Raw genomic sequence first — 24,803 nt, forward strand, 5'->3', positions numbered from 1 at the left:
CCCTTCCATCGGCCGATTATAGCAACCGGCCGATGGCCCTCCCTGAGGAACGAGCCGGCCCCGAGAATCCACGATGCCGCTACAAGCCGATGGGCAGGTGCTCCAAACCAAGCTTCCCAAAGCTCTTGAAATAGCGTGTGTCCGCACCTTCTTGCATAAGTCCGAACAAGCGAGGCACCCAGCCGAGCACATACTCTTCCGCAAATTGGTCCATCTCACTGAAACGACCTTTGTCGCCGTTGCGTACGACCTCGAAGGCAAGATAGGAGAGGAACTCGAACAGGTAGCCGACGTAATCGGCGGGGCGCTTCTCATCCGGCAGGAGACTCAAGCCACCTTCTGCGTATCGTCGCGCAATACGCCTCGTCACCTCGCCGTCGACCCGATCGCCCGCTTCAAGGTACAGCGAGGCATAGGGCGGTGCGATCATCTGGAAGGGGCCGATGAAAAGCCTCGCATGGTCCACTTGGAGCGCGACAAGATCGTCGCGCTCCAGCGACTCGGCCATGCCCTCGAGCAGCTCAACAGCTTCACGGTCGCCACGATAGAGTCCTTCCAAACTCTCGACAACCGGCAGCAGGGAGGGACTGGGGCCATCGAAAAGGAGGGAAAGGAGCCTGAGCGCTTCCGCCTGCGCGGCCAGCTCCTCGCACTCTCGAGAGAACACCATCGTCTCGACCTCCTTAGAAACTCCGAATATAGTACACAGCCGGATGAGTGCCCGCCTCGGGCTTGAGCACCTGGCCTCCATGGCGTACAAGCAGGCGAGACGCATCGCTTTCTGGATCACCGAGATCGCCGAACACGCGCGCCTGGGCCGGGCAGACCTCGGCACAGTAGGGCACGAGGCCATCCTTCACCCGATGGTCGCACATCGTGCACTTCTCAACGGTGCCGACTTCGCGCACCCCGGGATAGGTCGCCTCACGATCCTTGTTGTAGTACGGAACCGGCACTCCCGTCTTCTCCTGTTGCTCCTTTGCGGTTGACGTGCAGCCGGGAATGGCAGGCTCGTCATCGTCCCACGAGCGCGGCACGTCCTTGCGATTGAAGCTGACCGCGTTGTAGGGGCACGCCATCATGCAGCTCTTGCACCCGATGCAGCGGCTTGCCTCGTGCAGCGTGAGGCCGTTTTCATCCTTGTGCATGGCGCTCGTCGGGCAGACGCGCACGCACTCGGCATCGGCGCAATGATTGCACATCGTAGGGGTGTACTCGTGGCGCACATGGGGAAACACGCCGGATTCCTCGATGATATGATGGGACCAGAACATGCCGGTATCCACGTTGTTCTCTTTCTTGCAGGCGATCTGGCAAGCGCCGCATCCGACGCACTTATGCAGATCGATCACCATTCCATAGCGAGTCATTACGCTTCCTCAACTTTCTCGATCTTCACGCAGGCGAGGCCCCCGTGGCGCGTCGTCGACGAGCTGATGCGCTCGAAGTTCGACGGGATGATCTCGTTGTTGTTGCCGCCGCGCGGCACCTTCGCCGCATAATCCTTGGTGGCGATGCGGCCGTACGCCCAGTGGCCTTGCCCGTAGCACTTGACCACGACGCCGGGGCGCGTGCCCTCCCACGCCTTGGCATGCACGACCACCGACCCCTGCACCGACGTCACGCGAATCGGATCTCCCGACGTTATCCCAAGGGCTTCGCAGTCGGCCGGATTGATCTTGAGCACATCGTCCCAAGGCTCGTCGCCCGGATCGACGTCCTTGAACTCTTGGTACCACGAGGTGTTCGCTGTCCGCCCTTCGCGATTCAGGCGCGAGCGATGCTCGCTGAATATGAAGGGATACTCCCCTTCGTCACCCTCACGGAACGCCTCCTCGTAATGGGGCACGAAGGCGATTTCGCCGCGCGCTTGGTAGTTCAGCTCATCCATCAGCTCGTCTACCGTTTTCCCAAACCCTGAGGCGTGCTCCTCCAGAATGCTTTTAAGCGTTTCGCTGTAGAACTCGTACTTGCCCGTCTTGGTGCCGAAGTCGTCCCAATGCTCTCGGTAGCCCTGCCTCTTGCTGTTCCATATGCCCTTCTCCACGAACTCGTCCCAACCGGAGAGCTCGTCGCCGCCCTTCTTGTCTGCCGAAGGATCCCAAAGCGGTTTCGTCAGCAGCTTCGTGGCGAAAAGCGACAGGTCCTCGCCGCTTTGCGGCTCCGCATCGGTCTCGGGGTCATGGAAGCATTCCCGGTAGTAATTGAGCACGTTCGGAAAACCCTTGTCGGCAAGCTTCTCGGCAATGAGCCACGCGATCTCGGTCTCGTCGGTCAGCGTGTCCCACAAGGGCTCGACAACCGGCTGCTCGAGCGCCGTGTAGGAGTGGAGGTCCTGCTTGTTCGTCACCGAGCCCCACCGCTCGAACATCTGATGGCGCGCCGGCAGCACGATGTCGGCGAACTGGGACATCTCGGCGGGGTTGAGCGTGATGTGCACGAAGAAGGGGATCTTCGCGAGCGCTTCTTCCCAGCGCTGCGCGCCGGTGCACGAGTACACCCAGTTGTTCCAATAGGAGATGGCCACCTTGATATCGTACGGCTCGCCTTCGTTCAGGCAGTCTGCGATGCGGTTCGTGACAACCTGATCGTGCAGCTTTCCCTTTGCAACTGCCGGAAAATCGAATGTGCCGCGCCGGTCGAAAAACGGCTGCTTGACACCCGCTTGGGCAACTTCATCCTGGTAAGGCTTGATGTCCGGGAGCTTGCCCGCCGGCACGGAGGGCGCGCGGTTCGGGCCGCCTACGTTCTCCACCGAGCCCACGAGCCCGTTGAGCGCGTTGGTGGCCATGGCCATGTAGGCGCCGCGTACCTGCATGGCCACGCCCGGCGACATCCAAGACGTCGCGTTCGGGGCGGCCGCCGCGAAGCCGCGGGCCACGCGGTATATCTGGTCGGCCGGAATGCCGCAAACCGGCTCGGCCCATTCTGGCGTCTTATCGAAAAGCTCGAGGTTCCACCACTTCACCAGCCCGTTCGTGCGGTTTTCGGCGAACGTTGCCTCGTCAACCTGCACGCGCGCGGTAAAACGGTTCTCGCCATCGGTGAAATCGCCAACAAATTCCCTGTTCCAGAGCCCTTCGACCAGTATGACGTGCGCGATGGCAGAGGCCAGCGCCCCATCTTGGCCCGGGATGACGGGAAGCCATTCGTCGCCCTTCGCCGCCGTAGCGGAGAGGCGCGGATCGACGACCGCCACCGTCGCGTTGTCGGTCATGTCCCCGAAATGGTTGCTGATGTTCGCGATCTGGCGGTTCGAGGCGATGGGGTCGGTTCCCCACATGATGAAATACCGTGTGTTCGCCACGTCGTAGTCGCGGTAGTCCCAATAGCCCTCGGTCACACCGGCCCCGAGCTTCTCCGCCTCGGCGCATATCGTCGAGTGGGCGAAGCAGTTGCGGGTCCCATAGATCTGGGGCAGCGCTTTGAAGAGCACGTCGGTGTTGTTGGTGGAGCGGCCCTTGAGGAACATGAACTTGTGCGTCTCTCCCGTCTGCCGCAGCTCCATGAGCTTCTCGGCTATCGTCTCGGCCGCCTCGTCCCAGCTGATGGGAACGAAGCCCGGGTCTTCGTCGCGGCCCTTGTTCGGGTTCGTGCGCTTCATGGGACCCTTGAGCCTATCGGGGTCGTACAGCTGCTGGATGGCCAGGTGCGGACGCGGGCAGATGAAGCCGCGGTTCGCCTTCGAGTTCGGGTTGCCCTTCACCTTGACGGCACGCCCGTCCTCCACGTACACCTGCACGGCGCACCACGACGTGCAGCCCTGGCAGGCGGACGACACCCACCTGCCTCCTTCCTCGGCCTTCGCGGCGTTTTCGGACGGCGCCTCGGCGAAGGCGCGCAGCGTCGGCCCCGCCAATGCGGCCGCCGCTGCGGTCGCAGCCGTAGCCTGGACGAATCCGCGGCGCGTGATGTTGGTTTTCATACTATGCAGCTCCTTTCCGAGGTGCGTTTAGCCGATGAGTATCTGTGCGGTCGAAGCCAGCAGGAACTTGCAGGCGAAGCTGCCCGCAAGGGCGCAAACGGCTATGACAAGGAACAGGGCCGTCCCCTGCGCACGGGGTTTCGCGAGCGCCACGACCGATAGCACCAACGGCACGACGGCCCCCACGCCGAAGGCGACCAGCCACCAGACCATGCCGGATTGGGCCATCATGACGTCGTAGCAGAAGGCCGCATCGGCCCCGGCCGGGGCCACCGTGAAGCCGAAGGCGAGCATCAGCACCGCAACGGCCAGCGATGAAGCCGACACGAACTTCGCCTCACCGGCGGATGCATCCGCGCCCGCCAGTCGCCCGATAGCGGCCGCCGCCGCGCCACCGGCGAGCACCGATGACGTCATGAACAGCGGAATGATGAGCGCGTCGGCCCAGAGCCCCCGGCCGACCGAGTTGAGCACGAGACCGTGGTATGCGAGCACGAGCGCGGCGAACCCGACGCCCGCCGCGCCGACGACCTTGAACGCAACGCCGTCGAGCAGCGCGCCCTTGCGGACGAAGAGCATCGCGCAGAGCGCAGCGTCCACAAGCAGGAACGCCACCTGCAGCACGCCGCCCCATGAAGTCACCGAGGTCGCATTGAACCCCGTCACCGTCGACAGGATGCCGAACGGCCGGCCGAGCTCGCTCACCAGGCAGAGGGCACCTGCCCCGACCAAGGCCAGAGAGGCGATTGCGCCGATTCTGAGCGTGGAGAGGCGCCTCGCATCCCTTTCCCCGTAGCCGAACGCCATGAACAGGAAGATGCCGACGCCGATACCCCCTAAGAACAGGTCCAAGAAAATACGCACGTCCCATAGACTGGAATAATCCATATCCTTCCCCTTTCGCATCGTCAGGAAACGCTGGTTCCATCATGCGAAATTCAAGGGAAGCTGGGTATCATCGAAACTCTGATTCTCTGTCAGAGTTTCCCCGACACCGTATGGCGAGCGCGTTAGAGGGAATCGACGAAGCGCCTCAGTTCTGCTACGACCTCGGTTGCGAGCGAGTAGTGCATCCACTTGCCCTCCTTGCGGCACTTCACCAGGCCGCACGAGCAAAGCACTTTCATATGATGGGAGAGCGTCGGCTGCGCGATGCCCAGCTCATCCAATATCTTGCAAGCGCACAACTCGCCCCGCTGGGAGATCATCGTCACGATCTTCAAGCGGTTCGCGTCGGACAGCAAGCAATATCCCTTGCGCATGGGCTCATACGCCGCACAAATGCGCTGCCAGCTTGGCGAAGTGCGCCACATACGAGGTCTCGTTGTCAAACCAGGCCGCCACTTCCACCAGATAGCGGCCCTCTGACGCCTTCGCCACCTTGGTCTGGGTCGCGTCGAAGATCGACTCGTACTCCGTCCCGGCGATGTCCGAGGACACCAGCTCCTCGTCGGTGTACGCGAACAGGTTGTTCGCACGCTCGCGCATGGCCGCGTTCAGCCCCTCGGCTGTGAGCGAGGCGGCCCGCACGCAGGCGTAGAGCGTGATAAGGCTGCCGCGAGTGACGGGAACCCTGATGGCCGAACCGGACAGCCTGCCTGCCAGCTCGGGCACCACAAGGCCCACCGCCTGGGCGGCGGCCGCACTCGTGGGGATGATGTTCGTGGAGGCGGTGCGCGACCGGCGCAGGTTGCCCTTCGCCTGCGGGTCGTCAAGCGCCATCTGAGTTGGCGTGAGTGCATGAATGGTGGTGGACACGCCATGCTCGATGGGCGCGATCTCGTTGAGTGCGCGAGCGAGCGGTGCGAGGCCCACCGTTGAGCAGGACGCCCCCGATACGATGGAATCCTGCGGGTCCACGGTATCCTCGTTGATGCCGAACACGACGGTGGGAACGTCACTGCCGACGGCTGCCGACACGAGCACCCGGCCCGCCCCCGCGCTCAGATGCGCCTCCGCCTTCGCGCGGGAGGTGTAGGCACCCGAGCACTCCAGAACGAGGTCCACGCCAAGGTCATGCCAAGGCAGCCGCGCCGCGTCCGCCTCGCGGAAGGCCGTAATCTGCGCAACGCCCAGCACGAGCGCTCCATTGGCGTACCCCACCCGCCCAGCCGCATCGAACGCGCCGTGCTCCGAGCTGTGGCGCAGCAGGTAGGCAACGGTTTCCATAGGGGCCACGTCGTTCACGGCCACCACCTCGAACCGCTCGTCGCACGCCAGCTTGCGCAGCGCCAGCCTCCCGATGCGGCCCAGCCCGTTTACTGCGATGCGTTTCTTCTCCATGCTATCCTCCTATGAAATAGCCTATCAGATTAACGACCTGCGGGAAGAGCGCCATGACAACAGCGGCCCGCACCACCTGCATGATCACCACGTCGGTGTTCTTCACGTTGAGGTCGTCGATGATAAGCGCCATGTCCGACGCCCCGGCCGGCGACGCGATGAGCATGCCCTCCTTGCGCCCGTAGCCGAACAGCCTGCTTTCCAGCCAACCCGCCCCGAAGCAGTTTGCCGTGTACCCGGCAACCAGGATGAGCGCCGGCACCGCGAGGTCGACCAGCCCTGCAAGCCCCTGCGCCGTGAGCAGCGTGCCCAGATAGCACCCCGCCACCAGCTGGCAGCACTTCTTCACCCCCTTGGGAAGGTAGGCGAAGTCGAAGGCCAGCTTCAGCACGAGCACGGCCAGGATGGACGCGGTGAAGGTGAGGCCGGGGATGCCCGTTGCCTTGCCCAGCAGGCCCGCCACCACCGCAACACCGAGCGCTGCCACCGTGGACGCCGCCGACCTCTGCTTCGACTTGGCGCGCTTGGCGTGGGAAGCGGAGGTGCGGTTGCCGGGATCGGGATGGCCCTGCGCGGTGCGCAGCCGGTCGAACGCCGCGATCATGAGGGGGAACGCGCCAATGCCCAGCACCTGGCGTATGAGCTGCATGATGGTGACGGCGGGCGCGTCCGCTCCCATGTCGGCTGCCACGATGGGCGTGTCGTTGATGCCGCCCGGCACCGCGCACATGAGCGACGTCACAAGGTCGAGCGGCGATGCCGCCCAGATGGCGAAACCCAGCGCCAGGTTCAGCACGAGGAACGACGCCAGCATGAGCAGAACCGGCTTCACGAAGCCCCGCATGCGGGCGAGGTCGCTCCGCTCGAGGGAGCAGCCCACGAACGCTCCGGCAACGATCTGCACAGCCGTCCGCGTACCGGAGGGCAGCCAAGCGAGACCCGTCGCCACGCTCATCACGGCCACGCCCGCGAAGGCACCTATCAGGTACCCAGCCGGAACCTTAAGCTTTTTGAACAGCAGCCCGCAGCACACGCCCACGGCCAGCGTGGCGAGCAACCGCGCAACCGGTACCTCCATCCCTTCCCCTTCCCTTCAATTCTCGTAGGAGTATAATCGCCGTATCGGACGCAGGCAAACGAGGTGGTATCTGCGGGCTCGCATTCGTCCCCTTTCATCCCGCCTCGCCCCATCTCGCAGAAACGAGGCAGCATGAGGAACGACGAGGCGCTCACCGTCGACGATGTGGCAGAGATACTCCAGGTGGGACGCAACACCGTCTACGCCCTGAAGGACAAAGGCGAGCTCGGCTCCTATAAAGTGGGCCGGAAGCTGCGGTTCACCTACGCCGACGTGCAGGCCTACATCGCACGCTCGAAGGCGGCGCCCACGGCGGGGCTCGCAACCGCGCCCGCAAGCCGCGAACGATTCGTGATATGCGGCCAAGACATCATCCTCGACGTGTTGTCGAACTACGTGGCCCAGACGGGCATCGAGTCGCTGCGCGCCTACATTGGCAGCTACGATGCGCTCGCAGACCTGTACAAAGATCGCGTGCAGGTGGCTTCGTCGCATCTCTGGGACGGCGAGACCGGCGAGTACAACGTCCCCTACGTGAGGAAGCTGCTCCCCGGCGTTGCCGTGGTGGTGGTGAACCTCACCTACCGCATGCAGGGCTTTTATGTGGCGAAGGGAAACCCGAAGAACCTGCGGACATGGGAGGACCTGCTGCGGCCGGGCGTGCGCCTGGTCAACCGCGAGAAGGGCGCAGGCTCGCGCGTGCTTTTGGACGAGCACGTCCGCCTCCTCGGCGCGGAGCCGTCGTCCATCGAGGGGTACGGCACCGAGACGCAGTCCCATATCGCGGTGGCCAGCAGCGTGGCGCGCGGCCGGGGCGACGTGGCCGTGGGCAGCGAGAAGATAGCGCGGCAGGTGGAGGGCATCGACTTCGTCCCTTTGCAAAAAGAGCGTTACGACCTAGTGGTGAAACGGGAGAACTTCGACTCACGACCGGTACAGGCCATGATGGGCGTGTTGGAGTCGGGCCTGCTCCGCGAGGAGTTCGCCGGCCTCGGCGGTTACGACACCTCGGACATGGGCCGCATCGTGTGGATTGGATAGCAGAGAGAAGGGCCTGCCCGGAATCGCGGAGTTCGGAGATTCGAATCCGCGAACTTGAGCGCTCAAGCGCTTCGGCGCTCGGCGAATCCGTTGGGCCGGCAGGCGCCCTCCGCTACAGCGCGAACTCGTACAGGACGCCGGCGCGGCCGAGGTGGGGGTAGAAGTCCTCGTAGACGCCGCAGTTCGCGAAGCCGCACGACTCGTAGAGCCCCTGGGCCCGCCCGTTGGTGGTGAAGGTGTCCAACCGCAGCGCCTTCGCGCCCGCCTCGCGCGCGGCTGCGATGGCGCCCTCCAAGAGCTGGCGCGCGTACCCGCGGCCGTGGAACTGCGGCAGCGTGGCCAGCACGTGAACCACCAGCACCTCGTCGGGTGCGGCATCCACCTGCCAGCGCACCTGGTCGTAGCCGGGGTCGCACTCCGCGTTCAGCACCAGGGCAGCGGCGAAGCGCGGCCCGTCGGCCCCGGTTCCGGGCGCCTCGACCACCAGCACCTCGCCCGCCTCGGTCGAAGCGCGCAGGAACGCCCGCGTCGGGTGCACGTCGTGCTCCCAGCACACGTCGAACTCTGTGCCGCGCATCCCGTCGATCATGCGCGTGTAGAAATCCAGCACCTGGTCGGCCTCATCGGCCCTCGCTTTCCGAACCGTTGCCATGCGCGGCTCCTTCCCCTGGCGTCCCCGTGATGTGAAAAAGCCCGCCTCCCGGCAAGGGGAAGCGGGCTTGCAGAAAACGTGCTGCTCGGCAGCGCGATCCTAGCGCTTGCTGAACTGCGGGCGCTTGCGGGCCTTCTTCAGGCCGTACTTCTTGCGCTCCACCATACGGGCGTCGCGCGTGAGGTAGCCGGCCTTCTTGAGCTCGGCGCGGTAGTCGCCGGCCGCAAGCAGGGCGCGGGCGATGCCGTGGCGCAGCGCGCCGGACTGGCCCGAGATGCCGCCGCCGTCGATGCGGGCGATGACGTCGAAGTGGTCCATCGTGTCGGTCACCTTGAACGGCGTGAGCGCGTAGTTCACCAGCGCCTCGCGGCCGAAGTACTGCAGGGCCTCGCGGCCGTTGATGGTAACCTTGCCGGTGCCGGGAACGAGACGCACGCGAGCGACGGCGTTCTTACGACGGCCGGTGCCGTAGTACAAAGCTTCACCTGCCATTGTTTAACCCTCCATCTTGATCTCGCGGGGCTGCTGAGCCATGTGCGGATGCTCCGCACCGGTGTAGACCTTGAGCTTCTTGCCCATGGCACGGCCCAGCGTGTTCTTCGGCAGCATGCCCTTCACGGCATGCTCGATCACGCGCTCGGGATGCTTCGCCATGGCCTCGTTGAAGGTCTCGGACTTCAAGCCGCCCGGGAAACCGCTGTGGCGGTAGTAGCGCTTGTCCTCGGCCTTGTTGCCGGTCACGCGAATCTTGTCCGCGTTGATGATGACAACGAAGTCGCCGGTGTCGACATGCGGGGTGTACTGCGGCTTGTGCTTGCCCTTCAGGATGTGCGCGGCCTTCACGGCGACGCGGCCCAGAACCTGGTCCGCAGCGTCGATCAAGACCCATTCGCGCTCAACTTCCTGGGGCTTCGCGTAATACGTCTTCACTTAGCTTCCTCCAAATAATCCTTCATTCCGCCGTGCGCGCAAACGCGCCCGCCGGGATCACCGCTCTCCACGCGTCCGGGCGATTCCCTTCGAGGCAGGGCCTCTCCGGCAGTCGTCCTTAGTGCGGAAGCGACACGTCGGTTTTCAAAAGTGCAGGTGGGACGGACCGTCGGGTTCCTACGCCGACACGCGACTCGGGCCTGGACTCCTTTGTCTGCGTCTCCGTTTTCGCTGCATGCACGGGGCTTTTGAAAGCGAACCTTTGCATTGTATGTCGGAGCCGTTCGCGAAGTCAACGGAAAACCTCCGCATTCGTCGCGATCTGCAGAAATATTCAAAAGTTTTTTCGGATGGCGGAGGGTATCCGAGGACAGCGTCCCTCGACGATCCGGCCAACGCTCCTTCCCCGAAATGCGCTGCTCCGAATTGCGACAAACCTCTACTTCCCGTCGAACAAACCACCCAACTTGCCGAGAAGGGCGCTCGGGTCGTTGCCGAGGAAGTCGCCGGCGGCCTTCATGACGGCGTCCAGGTTCAGCTCCTTGCCCTCCAGCAGCGGCTCGACGGCCTTCACCACGTCGGCTACCTGCTCCTCGCTCAGATCGAGGCCCGTGGCACCCTTGATGGCGGCGGCCGGGTCCACGCCGAACTGCTTGAGGCTGTCCGGGTCTTCCGCGGCCGATTTCACCAGTTGTCCCACGATCTCCTGCACGTCCACGCCCATGGCTTCCTCTTTCAACTAATGCTTGCACCCCCACAGGGAAAACCTGCTTTTCCACTGTGGGAATTATAATGGGATGCGCGAGGGGATACGGGCAAAGGCCCAGTTCAACCATAGATTGAACCGCAAGGAGACAGGGATCGCATGACTACGAAGAAGCACGACGAAGAGGCCGCCGAGGAAACGAAGGCAGCTGCGAAGCCGAAGGCGAAGAAGCCCGCGCCGGAGCCCGCATCCGGTAAGGAGGCGGTAGCCGAGAATGGGGCCGCGACAGCCGAGCCTGCGGCGGAGCATCCCGCCAAGAAGGAGCCGAAGGAGCGCACGTTCGTCGACGCCAAGACCGGCAAGGCCATCGCGCACCCGCACCAAGGCGGCTCGGGCGCCGAGGCCAACCAGGCCGCGCGCGAGGAGATGCACTCTGCCCGCAACGGGTCGGCGCTTCCCTTCCGCATCGGGGCCGCGGTGCTTTGGGTGCTGGGCATCGTATGCGAGATAATGGCCGTGCTCGTGATGAACGGCACGCTGTTCCTGCCCGGCCCGGGTGCTTCGACGTGGCTCATCATCTTCCTCGTGGTCGACCTCGTGATGGTGGTCATAGGCTCGCAGCTGTGGAAGCGCGCGAACCACCTCGCGCCGGCCTCCAAGGAGAACAAGCTGTCCTACTGGGTGCAGACCGACCTGGGCGTCATCGTCGCCGCCATCGCGTTCGCCCCCGTCATCCTGCTGTTGCTGACGAACAAGGACCTGGACAAGGGCACGAAGAAGGCGGGCGCCATCGTGGCGGCCATCGCGCTCGTGGCCGCCGTGGCGAGCGGCATCGACTACCATCCGGCCACGCAGGAGGATCTCGACCAGGCCGAGGCGGGCGCGGCGGTGCTCTCCGACGACGGGCTGGCCTACTGGACGCCGTTCGGCGAGGTGTACCACTTCAATCCCGATTGCCAGCACCTCAAGAACTCGGGGACCATCTACTCCGGCACCGTGCAGGACGCGCTGGACGCGAAGCGCACGCGCGGCTGTTCGGGATGCACGGTCGAGGACGGTACCGACGTCCTGTCGAAGGCCGACCCCGCGGCCGTCGCAGCGGCGCTGGCGAACGTCGTCAAGGTGGGCGGCGACAACGGGAGCGTCGGCGGCTCCGGCGCGCAGGAACCGGGCGAAGGCGAGGATGACGCTTGGGAAGGCCTATCGGAGGCAGCATAACTGCCGGCACGCCCGCAAGCATCGCCAGGAGGATCTACGGATGCGGGTTCTCCTGGCGATAGGAAATAGTTGGACGCCGTTAACTCTGTGAGCCGACTTTGCTATCATGGTTCCCGACGAGAGAGCCAACGACGCCCTGCTGATGCGGGCGCCTTCAGGGGTAGAGGGGAATCATGGACCCGTTCGTGTTCATCACCGTCGTCACGCTCGTTGCCGGAGCGGGCGGCACGGGGTTGGGCGGCATCGTGGGCGCGCTGTTCAGAAGCGAATCGAACCGCACCGTGAGCCTGCTGCTGTCGTTCGCAGGCGGCATCATGCTCTCCATCGTATGCTTCGACCTGCTCACCGAATCCGTCGAAGCGGCGGAGACGTTCACCAGCCAGGCCGTGCTCGTTGCGGCGGGGGCCGTCATCGCGGGCGTGGCCGTGGTGTACGGGCTGAACCTGGCCATCGACCGGCGCACGCGGCACGAGGTGCCCCATGTGGCGAGGAAGTCGCACCCCAAAACGCACGACGACCTCGACGAGCTCATCCATGCCGACCACTTGGCCGAGCACCGCAAGCGCGATGACTCGAAGATGGCCCTGTTCGTGGCCGGCATCGTCATGGCCTGCGCCATCGCGCTGCACAACGTGCCCGAGGGCATGACCATCGGCGCGAGCTTCGTGGCATCGGACAACCTGCTGCTGGGCACCGGCATGATCATGGCCGTGCTCATTGGCCTGCACAACATCCCCGAGGGCATGGCCGTGTCGGTTCCGCTCATCAACGGCGGCATGTCGCGCGTGCGCGCTGTCGCAGCCACGGCCGCATGCGGCCTCCCCACCGTGCTGGGCGCGTGGCTTGGTTACTGGCTGGGCGACATCGGGCCCCTGGGGCTGTCGCTGTCGCTCGGCTTCGCGAGCGGCGCCATGCTGTACGTGGTGTTCGGCGAGATCATCCCGCAGTCGGTGCTCATGTACCGCAGCAAGCTGCCCACGTTCTTCGTCATCGTGGGCATCCTGCTGGGACTGCTCATCATCTACTACTAGGCGCCTGCGGGCACGCAAATCACCCTGCTGCCAGGCCGCCGCCCTCTGGTTTTCACTTGAAGTAAAGCGGGGCGGTGCTCACCTTGCGCATTTCCACAAGGTTGCCGTCGCCATAGCGCACGTAGAGCGTGCCCGTGCCATCGCAGTCGGCGACGGCGAGGTGCACCCACCCCGCCTCGGCACCGGCCTCGTCAAGCAGCAGGTAGCAGTTCGGATCATCGGTTGCGCCGATGGTGCCCCTGGCCGGCTTCGCCTCGCCGCCGTTCCACGCCTCCCATGTGCGCTCCTCGTCGAACACCTGGAACGAGAGGTACTCGCCGCGGCTTTCGGGAAGCTGGTAGGAGCCGCGCAGATCGAAGCCCTTCTCGATGCCCTGGCGAAGACGGCCGAGGTCGCCGACGGCCATGGCCACGAGGAAAACGCATGTCAGAAGAGCCACCGCCCCCACGCCGATTCCGACACGCGCATACAGCTTCTTGCGGCTCATGGGGCACCTCCGTGATCGAGTTCTCGTTACGACTCTGCTCGCGGGATTTCCTTGAGCCGCTATTATACCACGGTCGCGTCACACCGCCGCGAGCGCCTGGTCGACGTCCGCGATCAGGTCCTCGGTGGCCTCGATGCCGCACGAGAGGCGGATGAGGTCGGGCGTGATGCCGGCGGCGGCCAGCTCGGCGTCGTTCATCTGGCGATGCGTGGCGTTGGCCGGGTGCAGCACGCAGGTGCGCGCGTCGGCCACGTGCGTGGCGATCTGCGCCAGCTTGAGGTTGGCCATGAACGCCTCGGCCGCCGCGCGCCCGCCGGCCACGCCGAAGCTCACCACGCCGCTCGCGCCGCCGGGCAGGTACTTCTGCGCCAGCTCGTGCTGGGAGTCGCCCGGCAGGCCGGGGTAGCGCACCCACGCGACCTTCGGGTGCGCAGCCAGGTGCTCGGCCAGCGCCAAACCGTTCTTGTTGTGCTGCGCCATGCGCAGGTGCAGGCTCTCGAGCCCCAGGTTGATGAGGTAGGCGCTCTGCGGCGACTGCGAGCAGCCGAAGTCGCGCATGAGCTGGGCCGTGGCCTTCGTGATGAACGCACCTTCCAGCCCGAAGCGCTCGGCGTACACCACGCCGTGGTAGCTCTCGTCGGGTTGCGTGAGGCCCGGGAACCTTTCGGCATGCGCAAGCCAGTCGAAGCGGCCGGCATCCACGATGGCCCCGCCCACGCTCGCGCCGTGACCGTCCATGTACTTGGTGGTGGAGTGCGTGACGATGTCGGCGCCCCACTCGATGGGGCGGCAGTTCACCGGCGTGGGGAACGTGTTATCCACGATGAGCGGCACGCCGTGCGCGTGGGCCGCCTGCGCGAAACGCTCGATGTCGAGCACCGTGAGCGCGGGGTTGGCCACCGTCTCGCCGAAGACGGCCTTCGTGTTGGGGCGGAACGCGGCCTCGAGCTCATCGTCGGAGCAGTCGGGCGCGACGAAGGTGAACTCCACGCCCATGCGCTTCATAGTGACGGCGAACAGGTTGTACGTGCCGCCGTACAGGGCCGACGACGCCACCACGTGGTCGCCGCAGCCCGCGATGTTGAACACGGCGAAGAAGTTTGCCGCCTGGCCCGACGACGTGAGCATGGCCGCCGCGCCGCCCTCGAGCTCGGCGATCTTGGCCGCCACGAAGTCGTTCGTGGGGTTGGCGAGGCGCGTGTAGAAGTAGCCCGACTCCTCGAGGTCGAAGAGCTTGCCCATGTGCTCGCTCGTGTCGTACTTCCAGGTGGTGGACTGATAGATGGGGATCTGGCGCGGCTCGCCGTCGCCGGGCCGGTAGCCGCCTTGCACGCAGGTGGTTCCGATGGACTCGCTCATGGGGTGCTCCTTGGTGGATCCGGGGGTTCGAAGTGTCCGGATCATTATAGGGGCAGCGGCGACGCGTCCGGTAGTGCCGAGTTTCCGATACTATGTTATCGCTTAGAACGATAACGGAGCTATCGATATTACGCGTACTGTCATCCTGAGCGAGAAATGCCGACCCTCTTTGTCATCATGAGCGAGCGAAGCGAGTCGCAGGATCTTCGGCAACGGGCGCCTCGCTTGGTCGAAGATCCTTCGACTACGGCGGCTTCGCCGCCTACGCTCAGGATAACAAAACGGACGCATGTACTCAAACGCCTGGATGTTTCACGTGAAACATCCAGGCGTTCGTTGCAGCCGCGGGGTTGCCGGAACGCGTTCTACCAGCCCTTGCCTTCGGGCACGATGCTGTCGGGCACCAGGCCGGCCTCCACCTCGCCGATCACGCGGTCGAGCACGTCGAGCGCGCGGTCCAGCTGCTCGCGCTCGATGACGAGCGGCGGCTGGAAGCGCAGCACCGATTCCGCCATGCAGATGATGACCACGCCCTCCTCGAACGCGCGGTACACCACCTTGAGCGCGTCGAGCGCGCACTTCTCGCCCGTCTCCGGGCGCACGATGTCGATGCCCAGATTGAGCCCGATGCCGTGCACGCCGCCCACGATAGCGTGGCGGGCGGCCATGTCCTCGAAGCGCTCCTTTGCGTAGGCGCCCAGCTGGGCCCCGCGCTCGAGCAGCCCCTCGCGCTCGATGACGTCGATGGTGGCGAGCGCGGCCGCGCAGCACACGGGGTTGCCGCTGGTGGTGAAGATGTGCGCCGGGAAGCTCAGGCTGTCCATGATGTCGGCTTTGCCCACGATGGCCGACAGCGGCAGGCCGCTGGCCAGCGACTTCCCCACCGACATGAGGTCGGGCTCCACGCCGAACTGCTCGATGCCCCACCACTTCCCCGTGCGGCCCATGCCCTGGTTGACCTCGTCCACGGCGAACAGGATGCCGTTCTCGCGGCAGAACGCGGTGAGCGCGTCCACGTAGGCCTGCGGCGGCACGATGATGCCGGCGTCGCCCGCGATGGGCTCCATCACGATGCAGGCTATCTCGTCGGCCGGCAGGTACGTCTCGCACATCTCACGCAGCGGGCGCATGAAGTGCTCCGCCTGCTCCGGCTCGCTCAAGTGCCCCACGCCCGCGCTCTGCACGTCCGGGTACGGGATGTGGTAGATGCCCGGCAGCATGGGCCCCATCTTGCGGCGCATCCCCAGGCTGAGGGCCGAGAGCGTCATCGAGCCGTAGGTGGAGCCGTGGTAGGCGCCCAGGAACGACACCACGTAGGGCCGTCCCGTGTAGGCGCGCGCGAACTTGATGATGGCGTCGTTGGCGTCGGAGCCCGACGTGCCGAACACCACTTTCTTCGGCGTGTCGCCCGGCGCGATGGCGGCCAGCTTCTCCACCAGCTCCACCTCGGGCGCGTGGTAGAAGTAGGCCGGCGAGCACTGGATGACCTTCTGCACCTGCCCGCAGATGGCCTCCACCACCGCCGGGTGCGAGTGGCCCACGTTGGCCGACGTGGCCGCCGCCAGCAGGTCGATGTACTCGTTGCCCTCCACGTCGTAGAGCAGCGCGCCGCGTGCGTGGTCCACCACCAGGTCGTAGTAGGGAATGCGCGCCGTGGGACCCATGCAGGCGCGGTCGCGCTCCACGTACTCCTGCGTGCGGGCGGGGTTTTCGCTTGCCTCTGCCATCTTCGCCTCCCTCGCCTTAGCGCGTGATCCCGCGGGCGCGGTCGATGCGCCAGCGGATCATCTGCACGATGACCACCACGATGAACAGCGCGCCGAAGTAGCCCACGAACGGGTAGATCAGGTTCACCAGCATGCCGAACGGCAGCTGCCCGCCCATGAAGATGACGGCGCACAGAAGCGCGATGAGGAACTGGTACTTGCGCTTGTCCTGCTTCTCGTCGACGAACTGGTTGGCCACCGTCCACACCATGGGCACGGCCGTGTTGTAGATCTCGGCCAGCAGGATGACGGCGAACAGCAGGCCCACGACCGGCGAGATCTGCTGCGCCAGGAACAGCACCGGCACCTCGTACTGCACGGCCTCGCCGAACACCGACAGCAGCGCCAGGTTCAAAAGGAGCGCGCACACGCCGAGCGCCGCGCCGCCGAGGGCGCCGCCGAGCACGGCCTCCTTGCGCGAGCGCGCGCCGGTGCCCATCTCGGACATGAACGGCACGCCGGCCAGGATGTTGTACGCCACGTACATGAACGCGCCGAGCGCGAACCACGCGCTGCCCGATCCCACGCCGTACACCACGCTGTCGCCTGCGGCCTCCACGGCCGCGTTGGCGTCGGCCAGCCCGCCGCCATGCACGACGAGCGTGTAGACGGCCAGAATGATGAGGAACGCGATGGTCACGGGCCCGATGGAGCCGAGGATGTCCACGATGCGCTTGAGGCCGAAGAGCGCGCTCAGCAGCACGATGGCCGCCATGAGGCCGCTGCCCACGATCTGCGGCACGCCGAAGTACTGGTTGAGCGTCGCGCCCGCGCCCGACACCATGATGATGCCCACGAGGAAGCAGAACAGGATGGTGAACCACTCCAGGAACGTGCCCAGGTACTTGCCGCAGAAGTAGCGGAACGCCGAGAAGTCGCTTGCCCCCTTGTGCTTGAAACCGTAGCCCAGAAGCACGCCGCTCATGCCCGCGAACAGCAGGATGGCGATGACGCACCCGATGATGCCGTTCGTTCCGTACGCGGCGAAGAACTGCATGGCCTCCTGCCCCGAGGCGAATCCCGATCCGATCAGCGTGGCGATGACCGCGCCGGCGAACTTGACGACCGTGACCGGACGCACCGCCGGCGTCTTCTGCTCTGACGCCATAAAAACCTTCCTCTCCTTGCCTGAACCCCTTTTGCTTTTTGCCCTGAAGATTCTAGTACAAGATACCCGACCGCGCGAGCGCGCGATCAGGCACGACGAGATTCCCATTGCCCTCCTGCCCTTTGCACGCCCCGTTCCCTGCGCCTCGTCGCGCGTGGCGGCGATAACGCGCTACCGATAATTCAGATAGGCGGGTCATCTGCACAAAAGGTATCATGGTACGAACATTCCAGGTGCCCCGACACGGAAGGCGAGGCCTGCCATGCCTATCAAAATACCCGACGCATTGCCCGCAACCGACGTCCTCGAAGGCGAGAACATCTTCGTGATGACCGAGTTCCGCGCCATGCACCAGGACATCCGCCCCCTGAAGGTGCTGCTGCTCAACCTCATGCCCACGAAGATCGTCACCGAGACGCAGATCATGCGCAAGCTGTCCAACACGCCGCTCCAGATAGAGGTGAGCCTGCTGCAAACGGCCAGCCACGAGTCCAAAAACGTGTCCGAGCAGCATCTGGAAACGTTCTACACCACGTTCGACGAGATCAAGGACCAGCATTTCGACGGCATGATCATCACCGGTGCGCCCGTCGAGCTGTTGGACTTCGAGGACGTGGACTACTGGGACGAGCTTGCGGAGATCATGGCATGGTCCGCCACGAACGTGCACTCCACGCTGCACATCTGCTGGGGCGCGCAGGCGGGCATCTACTACCATTACGGCATTCCCAAGTACGAGCTGCCAGAGAAGCTGTTCGGCGTGTTCGAGCACGAGGTGGTGAAGCCGTCGTCGCCGCTCGTGCGCGGCTTCAACGACTTCTTCAGGGCGCCCCACTCGCGCTACACCGAGGTTCATGCGTCAGACATCGAGGCGCATCCCGACCTGGAGCTCATCGCCGTGTCCGACGAGGCTGGCGTCTATATTGCCAAGAGCACGGACAGCCGCCACTTCTTCGTGTTCGGCCACCCCGAGTACGATGCCGGCACGCTTATGGTGGAGTACGAGCGCGACATCGCAAAGGGCCTGGACATGCCCCTGCCGTGCCACTACTTCCCGAACGACGATCCCGCACAGGCTCCCCGCGCCACCTGGCGCGCCCACGCGCAGCTGCTCTACACGAACTGGCTGAACTACTACGTGTATCAGACCACGCCCTACGATTTGGCGAAAGTAGGCACCGAGGAGGTCGGCAACCGTGGCTGACGAACGCGAGCCGCAACCCCGCTACCGCGTGCGACCGGTGACGACGCCGGTCGCGCCTGCGGCACCCGCGACGCCGGAACTCGCCAGCGACCCTTTCCTGCGCCCCGAAGCCGAGGACGACGACGGCTACGACCCCTACTCCGACCGCCCGGCGGACCCGGAGCCAACGTACCAGGAAGATCCGTGGCGGTAACTACGCATAATTTTACGTAATATATTTTGCATCTATATTTGTAAAATTATACGTATTCATGCTATACTGACCACAATGAAAGCCGGACCGAGGAGGACGCCATGCCTATCAGCGTCACCGCGACGGAAGTCGCCCGCAACTTCAACGGCGTGATGGAGAAGGCCCGGGCGGCAGGAAGCGTAACCGTCATCAAGAACAGCCACCCCATCGCCCAGATCATACCGATCGACGAGGTGAAGGAGGAGCAGGATATGGTAAAACTAACCGAGGAGTTCATGGACGAGTATGACGACATGTTCGTCGAACTCGCAAAATGACCGGCGATATCAGGTACGTATCGCTCGAGGACGCCCTCGCGATACATGCGCGCTCGATCGATAGGTACGGAGGAATCGACGGATTGCGAGATCAGGGCCTGTTCGAGTCTGCCATGGCACAACCTCAGCAGACGTTCGACGGCGTCGAGCTCTACCCCTCACTTGCAGAAAAAGCCGCCCGTTACGCATACGGAATCATCAAGAACCACCCCTTCGCGGACGGCAACAAAAGAACCGGCGCAGCCATGCTCGCCGTGTTTCTGAGGGCGAACGGCGTGCGATTCAAACCGCAGCTTACCGACATGCAGGAGACTATCGTCCAGATAGCCAACGGTACCCTCGGCTACGAAGAGCTGGTTTCCTGGATCGAGGAACAGCTTTAGTCGACGACCCGACGCTTTCCCCAGAAAGCGTCGTGAGCGCTATAGCTTAGCAACCGTTCCAGCCGATGAACGTTTCCGCGTCCAGTTCCTCGAAGCTGTCGATGACGACGTCGGCGTTCGCCTGCAGTTCCTCATGGGTGCCGGCATCATCGCGGTCGTAGATGCCGACAGTGCGGTAGCCGGCGTCGCGCAGGGTGCGCAGGGCGTAGGCAGAATCCTCGAAACCCCAGGTCGTATCCAACGGCGTGTCCATGAGGCGCCTCGTATGGTCGTACACCTTCGGCTCGCGCTTCGAGGACGCCACGTCGTCCACCGAGACGATCAGGCTCACATACGGCGAGAAGCCCGCCCGCTCGAGGCCCGCTTGCAGGTACTTCTGCGGGCTGGACGAGGCCACGCTCACCCGCACGCCGCGCTCCACAAGGGCGCTCACGAAGGCCAAGGCGCCGGGACGCTCGTGCGCGCGGTTGCGGTAGTAGTCCAGCATGAGCTCGTCCATCATGCGCACGACATCGTCTGCAGCGGCGCCCAAACCGAACCGGTCATGGAAGAATGCACCCGCCTCGGGAATGTTGAGCGTGGTGAGCTCGTCCTTGTCCGCATCCGTCAGTGTCGCGCCTGCACGGCGCGCCAGCTCGTCCTCCACTTCGCGCCACACGTCCATCGAATCGAGCAGCGTGCCGTCGCAGTCGAAGATGACGCCGATGCGTCCAGGTTCCATGATGCCTCCCGAGATGCGGGGCCGGGCCCCGTCGCGTTTTTCGTCGCGTGCCAGCTTAGCAGATGGCCCCGTCCGCGCGGCAAAGGCATCGGGTGAATTTGCAGAACCTTTACGGCTCGCGCGACCTGGGAACCTGCGCCACGCCCCGCCCGCAACGCACGCAGGGCTCGCGGTTCGCGCACGGCTCTCGCAACCTGCACGGCTCGCCGTAGCGGGCGCGACGCGCTAGAGAAACCGCTGCTCGAACTGCTCGATGGGCTGCGGACGGCCGATGCGGTAGCCCTGCGCGCGGGTGCAGCCGGCTTCCCGCAGGGCGCGGTACTGCTGATCGGTCTCAATGCCCTCGGCCACCGTAGCTATGCCCAGCTCGTCGCACAGGCTCACGAGGCTGCAGATAACCTGCATGGTGCGCTTCTCGGTGCCCAGGCCCCACACGAGCGATTTGTCTATCTTCAACACGTCGAACTCCAGCTGAATGAACAGCTGGAAGTTGGCGTTGTCCACGCCGAAGTCATCGATGGACACGCGGAACCCCCGGTCGCGCAGCTCGTCCGCCACCGAGCGCAGCAGCGCCTCGTTCTCCTCGCGTGCGGACTCGGTGATCTCCAGCTCGATGAGCGACCGGTCGATGCCGTGCGACGCCACCGCGGCCGCCACGCGCTCGACGAAGCCCTCCTCGCCGATGGTGCGACGCGAGAAGTTGACCGCCAGCGGCACCGTCGGCCGTCCCTCCCGCTGCCAGCGCGCCACCGTCTCGCACGCCTTCGACAGCGCGAAGAAGTCGATGGCCGCTATCTCGCCCATATCCTCCAGCGCGGGGATGAACGACGCGGGCAGCGCCTGCATGCCGCGTTCGCGGTCGCAGTAGCGGATGAGTGCCTCGGCTCCCACGATCTCGCCCGTTCTGCCGGAGGCCTGCGGCATCAGGTGGATGGTCAGCAGGCCCGCCTCTGCGGCCTCCTGCGCGCCGCCCGGCCTAAGCAGGCTGCTCACGGCCGCGTCCGATGCCAGGTCGACACCCAGATCGACGGCGCGGTGGCGGCCGCGCTTCGCGCTGCGCATACGGTCGCCGGCCACGTCCAGCAAGCTGGTGGTGCTTGTGCACGTCTCGTGCCACGCCGGGCCGAGCGATGCGGGAATGCCCTCGTCGTGGAACTGCTGCGCAGCGCGTTCGGCCAGTTCGGCAAAGCGGTTGTAGTCGACGGACGTCGACACGGCGCAGAACTCGTCGTCGCCGATGCGGTACACGGCGTCGCCGAACACCTCCCGGAGGCAGGACGCTATACGGCACAGCATCTCGTCGCCGGCAGAATGCCCCTGCTCGCGGTTGACGACGGCCAGTCGATCGGCGTCCACCAGCACGAAGCCGATGCGCCCGAACGTGCCCCTATCGAAATCGCGGTGGAATGCCGCACGCGAATGGGCGCAGGTCAAAGAGTCGTTCCAAGTCAACTCGGCCACCTGGCGCTGGGCGATCTCGCGCTTCATGCGGGCAGACACGAAGCTCGCGAACGCAACGAGCGGCGACTTCACCACCCCGAGCTCGCCGACGCGGCGGGGATTGTCGACGCCCAAATAGCCCGCGAACGTACCGTCTATCTCGATCGGGGCCGCCACGAGGGAGGCGATGTCCTGGCTTTTCAGCACCTCGTACTCGGCGGCGCGCCCCAAGGACGGAAGCTGGTCGACATCCTCGATGATCACGGCCTCGCCCGCGTCGAAGCGCTTGACCCATTCGTCTATGAGGCTTACGGGCAGATCCTGCAGGAACCGCCGCTGCGGCGCGACGCCCAGGCCGCACCACTCGTGCGTGTTCGACATGCGGTCGCCCTCGCGCTTGAAGACGTAGGCGCGATCTGCCTCGAGGAACGTTCCCAAGATGCACAGCGCATCGTTGAGGGCGATCTCGAGCGTGCTCCCTCCCTCGAGCACCCGGATGCAGTCGACGACCATGGAGCCGGCGTTCGCCAGGAATTTGAACGACTCGCTCTCGCGCTGCCGCTCCGTCATGTCGAAGGCTATCTCCAGGCGCGCCGGCCGCCCATCCCAGTCCACGAGGCGATCGCGCAGCAGGTAATGGCGCCTACTCACCGGGTTCGTGAACTCCCATTCGAAGAAGGACTCGCCGGACAGCTGCCCGTTCGTGCAGAATGGGCATGGCTCGTCGCGTCCCTGCAGCACCTGGTAGCACAGGCGCTCGCCTCCCACCACATCGACGCCGTAGAGGCGGCGGCCCTCCTCGTTGAGGTAGAGCAACCGGTGGGTTTCCATGTCGCAGACATAGATGAGCTCGGAGAGCCCATCGAGCATGGTATGGAGGACGTCTTGCCGCAAATCCATCTCCCTCGCTAGCATCGGGTCGGGCGTGTTGCCTGCCCGCGCGCGGCGCAACGGGAAGAGAGAACGCGCTGCCTGCCATTATAGAAGCAGGCGTTTACCGTTGCCAGAGGGGTGGTGAAAAGACGAAGCCCAGCGCGGCGCAGCGAGCCCTTCGGCGTGCCCGAACCTCGGGCATGGCCAAAACGCCGACGTTCCCGAAGCCCGCTGCGCCTATCGGTGCCTACCCTTGCTGCACCAGGTTGCGGGCGCGGGCGCTCGAGCGCTCCAGCTGCTCGGAGGCGGTGCGCAGCGCGGCCACGTCGGCCTCGTCCACCTTGTCCACCTTCTTGGACAGGAGCTTGCGGACGGCGGCCACATCGGCCTTGATCTGCTTCTTCTCGTCCTTCTCCAGCTGCTTGCCCTTCTGTGCGAGCGCCTGGTCGGCCTCGTTCGCCAACCGCTGCGCCTCCTCGCGGGCCAGCATGGCGTCGCGGCGCGCCTCGTCCTGCTCGGCGTACTGCTCGGCATCGCGGATGGCACGGTCCACCTCGTCGTCGGACATACGGCCCGAGTCGTCGATGGTGATGGACTGCTGCTTGCCGGTGTCCAGGTCCTTCGCCGACACGGTGAGGATGCCGTTCGCGTCTATGTCGAACGTCACCTCGATCTGCGGCACGCCGGCAGGCGCCCGCTTGATGCCCTTGAGGCGGAACGTGCCGATGGCCTTGTTGTCGGCGGCCATAGGGCGCTCGCCCTGCAGCACCTTCACCTCCACGCTCGTCTGGAACGCCGCGGCCGTGGAGAACACCTGCGAGTAGTGCACCGGCAGCGTGGTGTTGCGTTCCACGAGGCGGGTGGCCACGCCGCCCACCGTCTCGATGGACAGGCTCAAGGGGGTCACGTCCAGCAGCAGCAGGCTGTTCGCCCGCACGAGCCCCGTCGACGCACCGGCGAGCGTGGCAGCTTGGATGGCAGCCCCGGTGGCCACGCACTCGTCGGGGTTGATGGAGGCCGACGGCTCCTGGCCCGTGAGCTTGCGCACGTGCGCCTGCACGGCCGGCACACGCGTGGAGCCGCCCACCAGCAGCACGCAGCCCAGTTCCGAGGCCGCGATGCCCGCATCGTTGAGAGCCGTCTGCACGGGCGCGGTCGTGCGCTCCACCAGGTCGCGCGTCATGTCGTCGAACGCGGCGCGCGTGACGGTGGCGTCGAGGTGCAAGGGGCCGCCCGCGTTCTGTGCGAGGAAAGGCAGGTTCACGTGTGCGGAGTCGAGTGACGACAGCTCCTTCTTCGCCTGCTCGGCCGCCTCGCGCACGCGCTGCACGGCCATCGGGTTGCGGCGCAGGTCCTCGCCGTGCTCGCGCTGGAAGGTGTCCAGCAGGTAGTTCGCCACGCGCTCGTCGAAGTCGTCGCCGCCCAGGTGGTTGTCGCCGGAGGTGGCCAGCACCTCGATGACGCCGTCGCCTATCTCGATGATGGACACGTCGAACGTGCCGCCGCCCAGGTCGTACACCATCACCTTCTGCGGCGTGCCGTTGTCCAGTCCGTAGGCCAGCGCCGCGGCCGTGGGCTCGTTGATGATGCGAAGCACGTCGAGGCCGGCGATCTTGCCGGCGTCCTTCGTGGCCTGGCGCTGCGCGTCGTCGAAGTACGCGGGCACCGTGATGACGGCCTGCGTGACGTCCTGGCCGAGGAACGCCTCGGCGTCGCGGCGGAGCTTCCGCAGGATCATGGCCGAAAGCTCCTGCGGCGTGAACGCCTTGCCGTCGATGCTCGCCCTCCAGTCGCTCCCCATGCGGCGCTTCACGGACGAGATGGTGCGGTCGGGGTTCACGGCCGCCTGCCGGCTGGCGATGGCGCCCACCAGGCGCTCGCCGTCCTTCGAGAACGCCACCACGCTCGGCGTGGTGCGCTCGCCCTCCGCGTTGGGCACGATGGCGGGCCGCCCGCCCTCCACCGTTGCCGCACAGCTGTTCGTGGTTCCCAGATCGATGCCTATCGTCGCTGTCATGCTTCGCTTCCTTTCAACCAGTGTGACAAAGGTGAGACAAGGGGACGGGGATGATGTCTCGTTCCCGGGAG

General features: G+C 65.2%; 25 protein-coding genes. 7 read left to right on the top strand and 18 right to left on the bottom strand.

Annotated elements, in window-relative coordinates; translation table 11 throughout:
- Positions 1-79 precede the first annotated feature (79 nt).
- The 7 genes from BN3560_RS06065 to BN3560_RS06095 form a co-directional block, all read right to left on the bottom strand.
- On the bottom strand, positions 80-670 hold the full coding sequence (locus BN3560_RS06065; RefSeq protein WP_157780553.1) for a TorD/DmsD family molecular chaperone: 591 nt from the start codon (positions 668-670) through the stop codon (positions 80-82).
- 13 nt (positions 671-683) lie between these two features.
- The gene (locus tag BN3560_RS06070; RefSeq protein WP_096227403.1) at positions 684-1,370 is read right to left on the bottom strand and encodes a 4Fe-4S dicluster domain-containing protein; all 687 of its coding nucleotides are present in this window, start codon (positions 1,368-1,370) and stop codon (positions 684-686) included.
- Positions 1,370-3,925: a molybdopterin-dependent oxidoreductase gene (locus tag BN3560_RS06075; protein ID WP_096227404.1), complete on the bottom strand. Its 2,556-nt coding sequence runs from the start codon at positions 3,923-3,925 to the stop codon at positions 1,370-1,372. The genes BN3560_RS06070 and BN3560_RS06075 overlap by 1 nt, the downstream gene beginning before the upstream one ends.
- Before the next feature lie 27 nt (positions 3,926-3,952).
- The gene (gene nrfD / locus BN3560_RS06080; protein WP_157780554.1) at positions 3,953-4,813 is read right to left on the bottom strand and encodes an NrfD/PsrC family molybdoenzyme membrane anchor subunit; all 861 of its coding nucleotides are present in this window, start codon (positions 4,811-4,813) and stop codon (positions 3,953-3,955) included.
- 122 nt (positions 4,814-4,935) lie between these two features.
- Positions 4,936-5,169, bottom strand: a complete 234-nt coding sequence (locus BN3560_RS06085; RefSeq protein ID WP_197702176.1) for an ArsR/SmtB family transcription factor — start codon at positions 5,167-5,169, stop codon at positions 4,936-4,938.
- Positions 5,170-5,191: 22 nt separating this feature from the next.
- Positions 5,192-6,208, bottom strand: coding sequence for a type I glyceraldehyde-3-phosphate dehydrogenase (locus BN3560_RS06090; protein ID WP_096227407.1), 1,017 nt, complete (start codon positions 6,206-6,208; stop codon positions 5,192-5,194).
- Position 6,209: 1 nt separating this feature from the next.
- Entirely contained in the window at positions 6,210-7,286 is a 1,077-nt protein-coding gene (locus BN3560_RS06095; protein ID WP_096227408.1) for an AbrB family transcriptional regulator, read from the bottom strand.
- 132 nt (positions 7,287-7,418) lie between these two features.
- On the opposite strand from BN3560_RS06095, the gene BN3560_RS06100 reads away from it, so the two are divergent.
- Positions 7,419-8,327: a helix-turn-helix transcriptional regulator gene (locus BN3560_RS06100; RefSeq protein WP_096227409.1), complete on the top strand. Its 909-nt coding sequence runs from the start codon at positions 7,419-7,421 to the stop codon at positions 8,325-8,327.
- A gap of 112 nt (positions 8,328-8,439) precedes the next feature.
- On the opposite strand, the gene BN3560_RS06105 is transcribed toward BN3560_RS06100, so the two are convergent.
- The 4 genes from BN3560_RS06105 to BN3560_RS06120 form a co-directional block, all read right to left on the bottom strand.
- Positions 8,440-8,979 carry a GNAT family N-acetyltransferase gene (locus BN3560_RS06105; RefSeq protein ID WP_096227410.1) on the bottom strand — a complete coding sequence of 180 codons (540 nt, stop codon included), beginning with the start codon at positions 8,977-8,979 and terminating at the stop codon, positions 8,440-8,442.
- A 99-nt stretch (positions 8,980-9,078) separates the two neighbouring features.
- Positions 9,079-9,471 carry a 30S ribosomal protein S9 gene (gene rpsI / locus BN3560_RS06110; RefSeq protein WP_041239129.1) on the bottom strand — a complete coding sequence of 131 codons (393 nt, stop codon included), beginning with the start codon at positions 9,469-9,471 and terminating at the stop codon, positions 9,079-9,081.
- A gap of 3 nt (positions 9,472-9,474) precedes the next feature.
- A complete protein-coding gene (rplM, locus tag BN3560_RS06115; RefSeq protein WP_087190232.1) occupies positions 9,475-9,909 on the bottom strand; it encodes a 50S ribosomal protein L13 in 435 nt (144 codons plus the stop codon).
- A 439-nt stretch (positions 9,910-10,348) separates the two neighbouring features.
- The gene (locus tag BN3560_RS06120; RefSeq protein ID WP_087190233.1) at positions 10,349-10,633 is read right to left on the bottom strand and encodes a homocitrate synthase; all 285 of its coding nucleotides are present in this window, start codon (positions 10,631-10,633) and stop codon (positions 10,349-10,351) included.
- A gap of 141 nt (positions 10,634-10,774) precedes the next feature.
- On the opposite strand from BN3560_RS06120, the gene BN3560_RS06125 reads away from it, so the two are divergent.
- The gene (locus BN3560_RS06125) at positions 10,775-11,833 is read left to right on the top strand and encodes an ECF transporter S component (RefSeq protein WP_096227411.1); all 1,059 of its coding nucleotides are present in this window, start codon (positions 10,775-10,777) and stop codon (positions 11,831-11,833) included.
- Positions 11,834-12,006: 173 nt separating this feature from the next.
- On the top strand, positions 12,007-12,864 hold the full coding sequence (locus BN3560_RS06130) for a ZIP family metal transporter (RefSeq protein ID WP_096227412.1): 858 nt from the start codon (positions 12,007-12,009) through the stop codon (positions 12,862-12,864).
- 52 nt (positions 12,865-12,916) lie between these two features.
- On the opposite strand, the gene BN3560_RS06135 is transcribed toward BN3560_RS06130, so the two are convergent.
- The 4 genes from BN3560_RS06135 to BN3560_RS06150 all read right to left on the bottom strand — a co-directional run bounded on the left by BN3560_RS06135 (position 12,917) and on the right by BN3560_RS06150 (position 17,584).
- The gene (locus BN3560_RS06135) at positions 12,917-13,351 is read right to left on the bottom strand and encodes a hypothetical protein (RefSeq protein WP_096227413.1); all 435 of its coding nucleotides are present in this window, start codon (positions 13,349-13,351) and stop codon (positions 12,917-12,919) included.
- Between the two features lie 78 nt (positions 13,352-13,429).
- On the bottom strand, positions 13,430-14,710 hold the full coding sequence (locus tag BN3560_RS06140) for an O-acetylhomoserine aminocarboxypropyltransferase/cysteine synthase family protein (protein ID WP_096227414.1): 1,281 nt from the start codon (positions 14,708-14,710) through the stop codon (positions 13,430-13,432).
- Between the two features lie 365 nt (positions 14,711-15,075).
- Complete coding sequence (locus BN3560_RS06145; RefSeq protein ID WP_096227415.1) at positions 15,076-16,437, bottom strand: aspartate aminotransferase family protein; 1,362 nt, start codon at positions 16,435-16,437, stop codon at positions 15,076-15,078.
- 16 nt (positions 16,438-16,453) lie between these two features.
- The gene (locus tag BN3560_RS06150) at positions 16,454-17,584 is read right to left on the bottom strand and encodes a YkvI family membrane protein (RefSeq protein ID WP_096227416.1); all 1,131 of its coding nucleotides are present in this window, start codon (positions 17,582-17,584) and stop codon (positions 16,454-16,456) included.
- A gap of 262 nt (positions 17,585-17,846) precedes the next feature.
- Here BN3560_RS06150 and metA point away from each other — a divergent pair, with 262 nt between their 5' ends.
- From metA to BN3560_RS06170, 4 genes are all read left to right on the top strand, one after another.
- Positions 17,847-18,788 (top strand): homoserine O-acetyltransferase MetA, encoded by a 942-nt coding sequence (gene metA, locus BN3560_RS06155; RefSeq protein WP_096227417.1) that lies wholly within the window; start codon positions 17,847-17,849, stop codon positions 18,786-18,788.
- Positions 18,781-18,981, top strand: coding sequence for a hypothetical protein (locus BN3560_RS06160; RefSeq protein ID WP_096227418.1), 201 nt, complete (start codon positions 18,781-18,783; stop codon positions 18,979-18,981). The genes metA and BN3560_RS06160 overlap by 8 nt, the downstream gene beginning before the upstream one ends.
- A gap of 101 nt (positions 18,982-19,082) precedes the next feature.
- The gene (locus tag BN3560_RS06165) at positions 19,083-19,298 is read left to right on the top strand and encodes a type II toxin-antitoxin system Phd/YefM family antitoxin (protein ID WP_096227419.1); all 216 of its coding nucleotides are present in this window, start codon (positions 19,083-19,085) and stop codon (positions 19,296-19,298) included.
- Positions 19,295-19,681 carry a type II toxin-antitoxin system death-on-curing family toxin gene (locus BN3560_RS06170; protein ID WP_087190242.1) on the top strand — a complete coding sequence of 129 codons (387 nt, stop codon included), beginning with the start codon at positions 19,295-19,297 and terminating at the stop codon, positions 19,679-19,681. The genes BN3560_RS06165 and BN3560_RS06170 overlap by 4 nt, the downstream gene beginning before the upstream one ends.
- A 46-nt stretch (positions 19,682-19,727) precedes the next feature.
- Here the strand turns inward: BN3560_RS06170 and BN3560_RS06175 are convergent, their stop codons facing one another.
- From BN3560_RS06175 to dnaK, 3 genes are all read right to left on the bottom strand, one after another.
- Positions 19,728-20,402 carry an HAD family hydrolase gene (locus BN3560_RS06175; RefSeq protein WP_096227420.1) on the bottom strand — a complete coding sequence of 225 codons (675 nt, stop codon included), beginning with the start codon at positions 20,400-20,402 and terminating at the stop codon, positions 19,728-19,730.
- A 225-nt stretch (positions 20,403-20,627) separates the two neighbouring features.
- Positions 20,628-22,736 carry a sensor domain-containing phosphodiesterase gene (locus tag BN3560_RS06180; RefSeq protein ID WP_231897355.1) on the bottom strand — a complete coding sequence of 703 codons (2,109 nt, stop codon included), beginning with the start codon at positions 22,734-22,736 and terminating at the stop codon, positions 20,628-20,630.
- 226 nt (positions 22,737-22,962) lie between these two features.
- Positions 22,963-24,732 carry a molecular chaperone DnaK gene (gene dnaK, locus BN3560_RS06185; RefSeq protein ID WP_087190245.1) on the bottom strand — a complete coding sequence of 590 codons (1,770 nt, stop codon included), beginning with the start codon at positions 24,730-24,732 and terminating at the stop codon, positions 22,963-22,965.
- Between the last annotated feature and the right edge of the window lie 71 nt (positions 24,733-24,803).

Origin of the sequence: Gordonibacter urolithinfaciens, from assembly GCF_900199375.1 — a bacterium.
Taxonomy (GTDB): Bacteria; Actinomycetota; Coriobacteriia; order Coriobacteriales; family Eggerthellaceae; genus Gordonibacter; species Gordonibacter urolithinfaciens.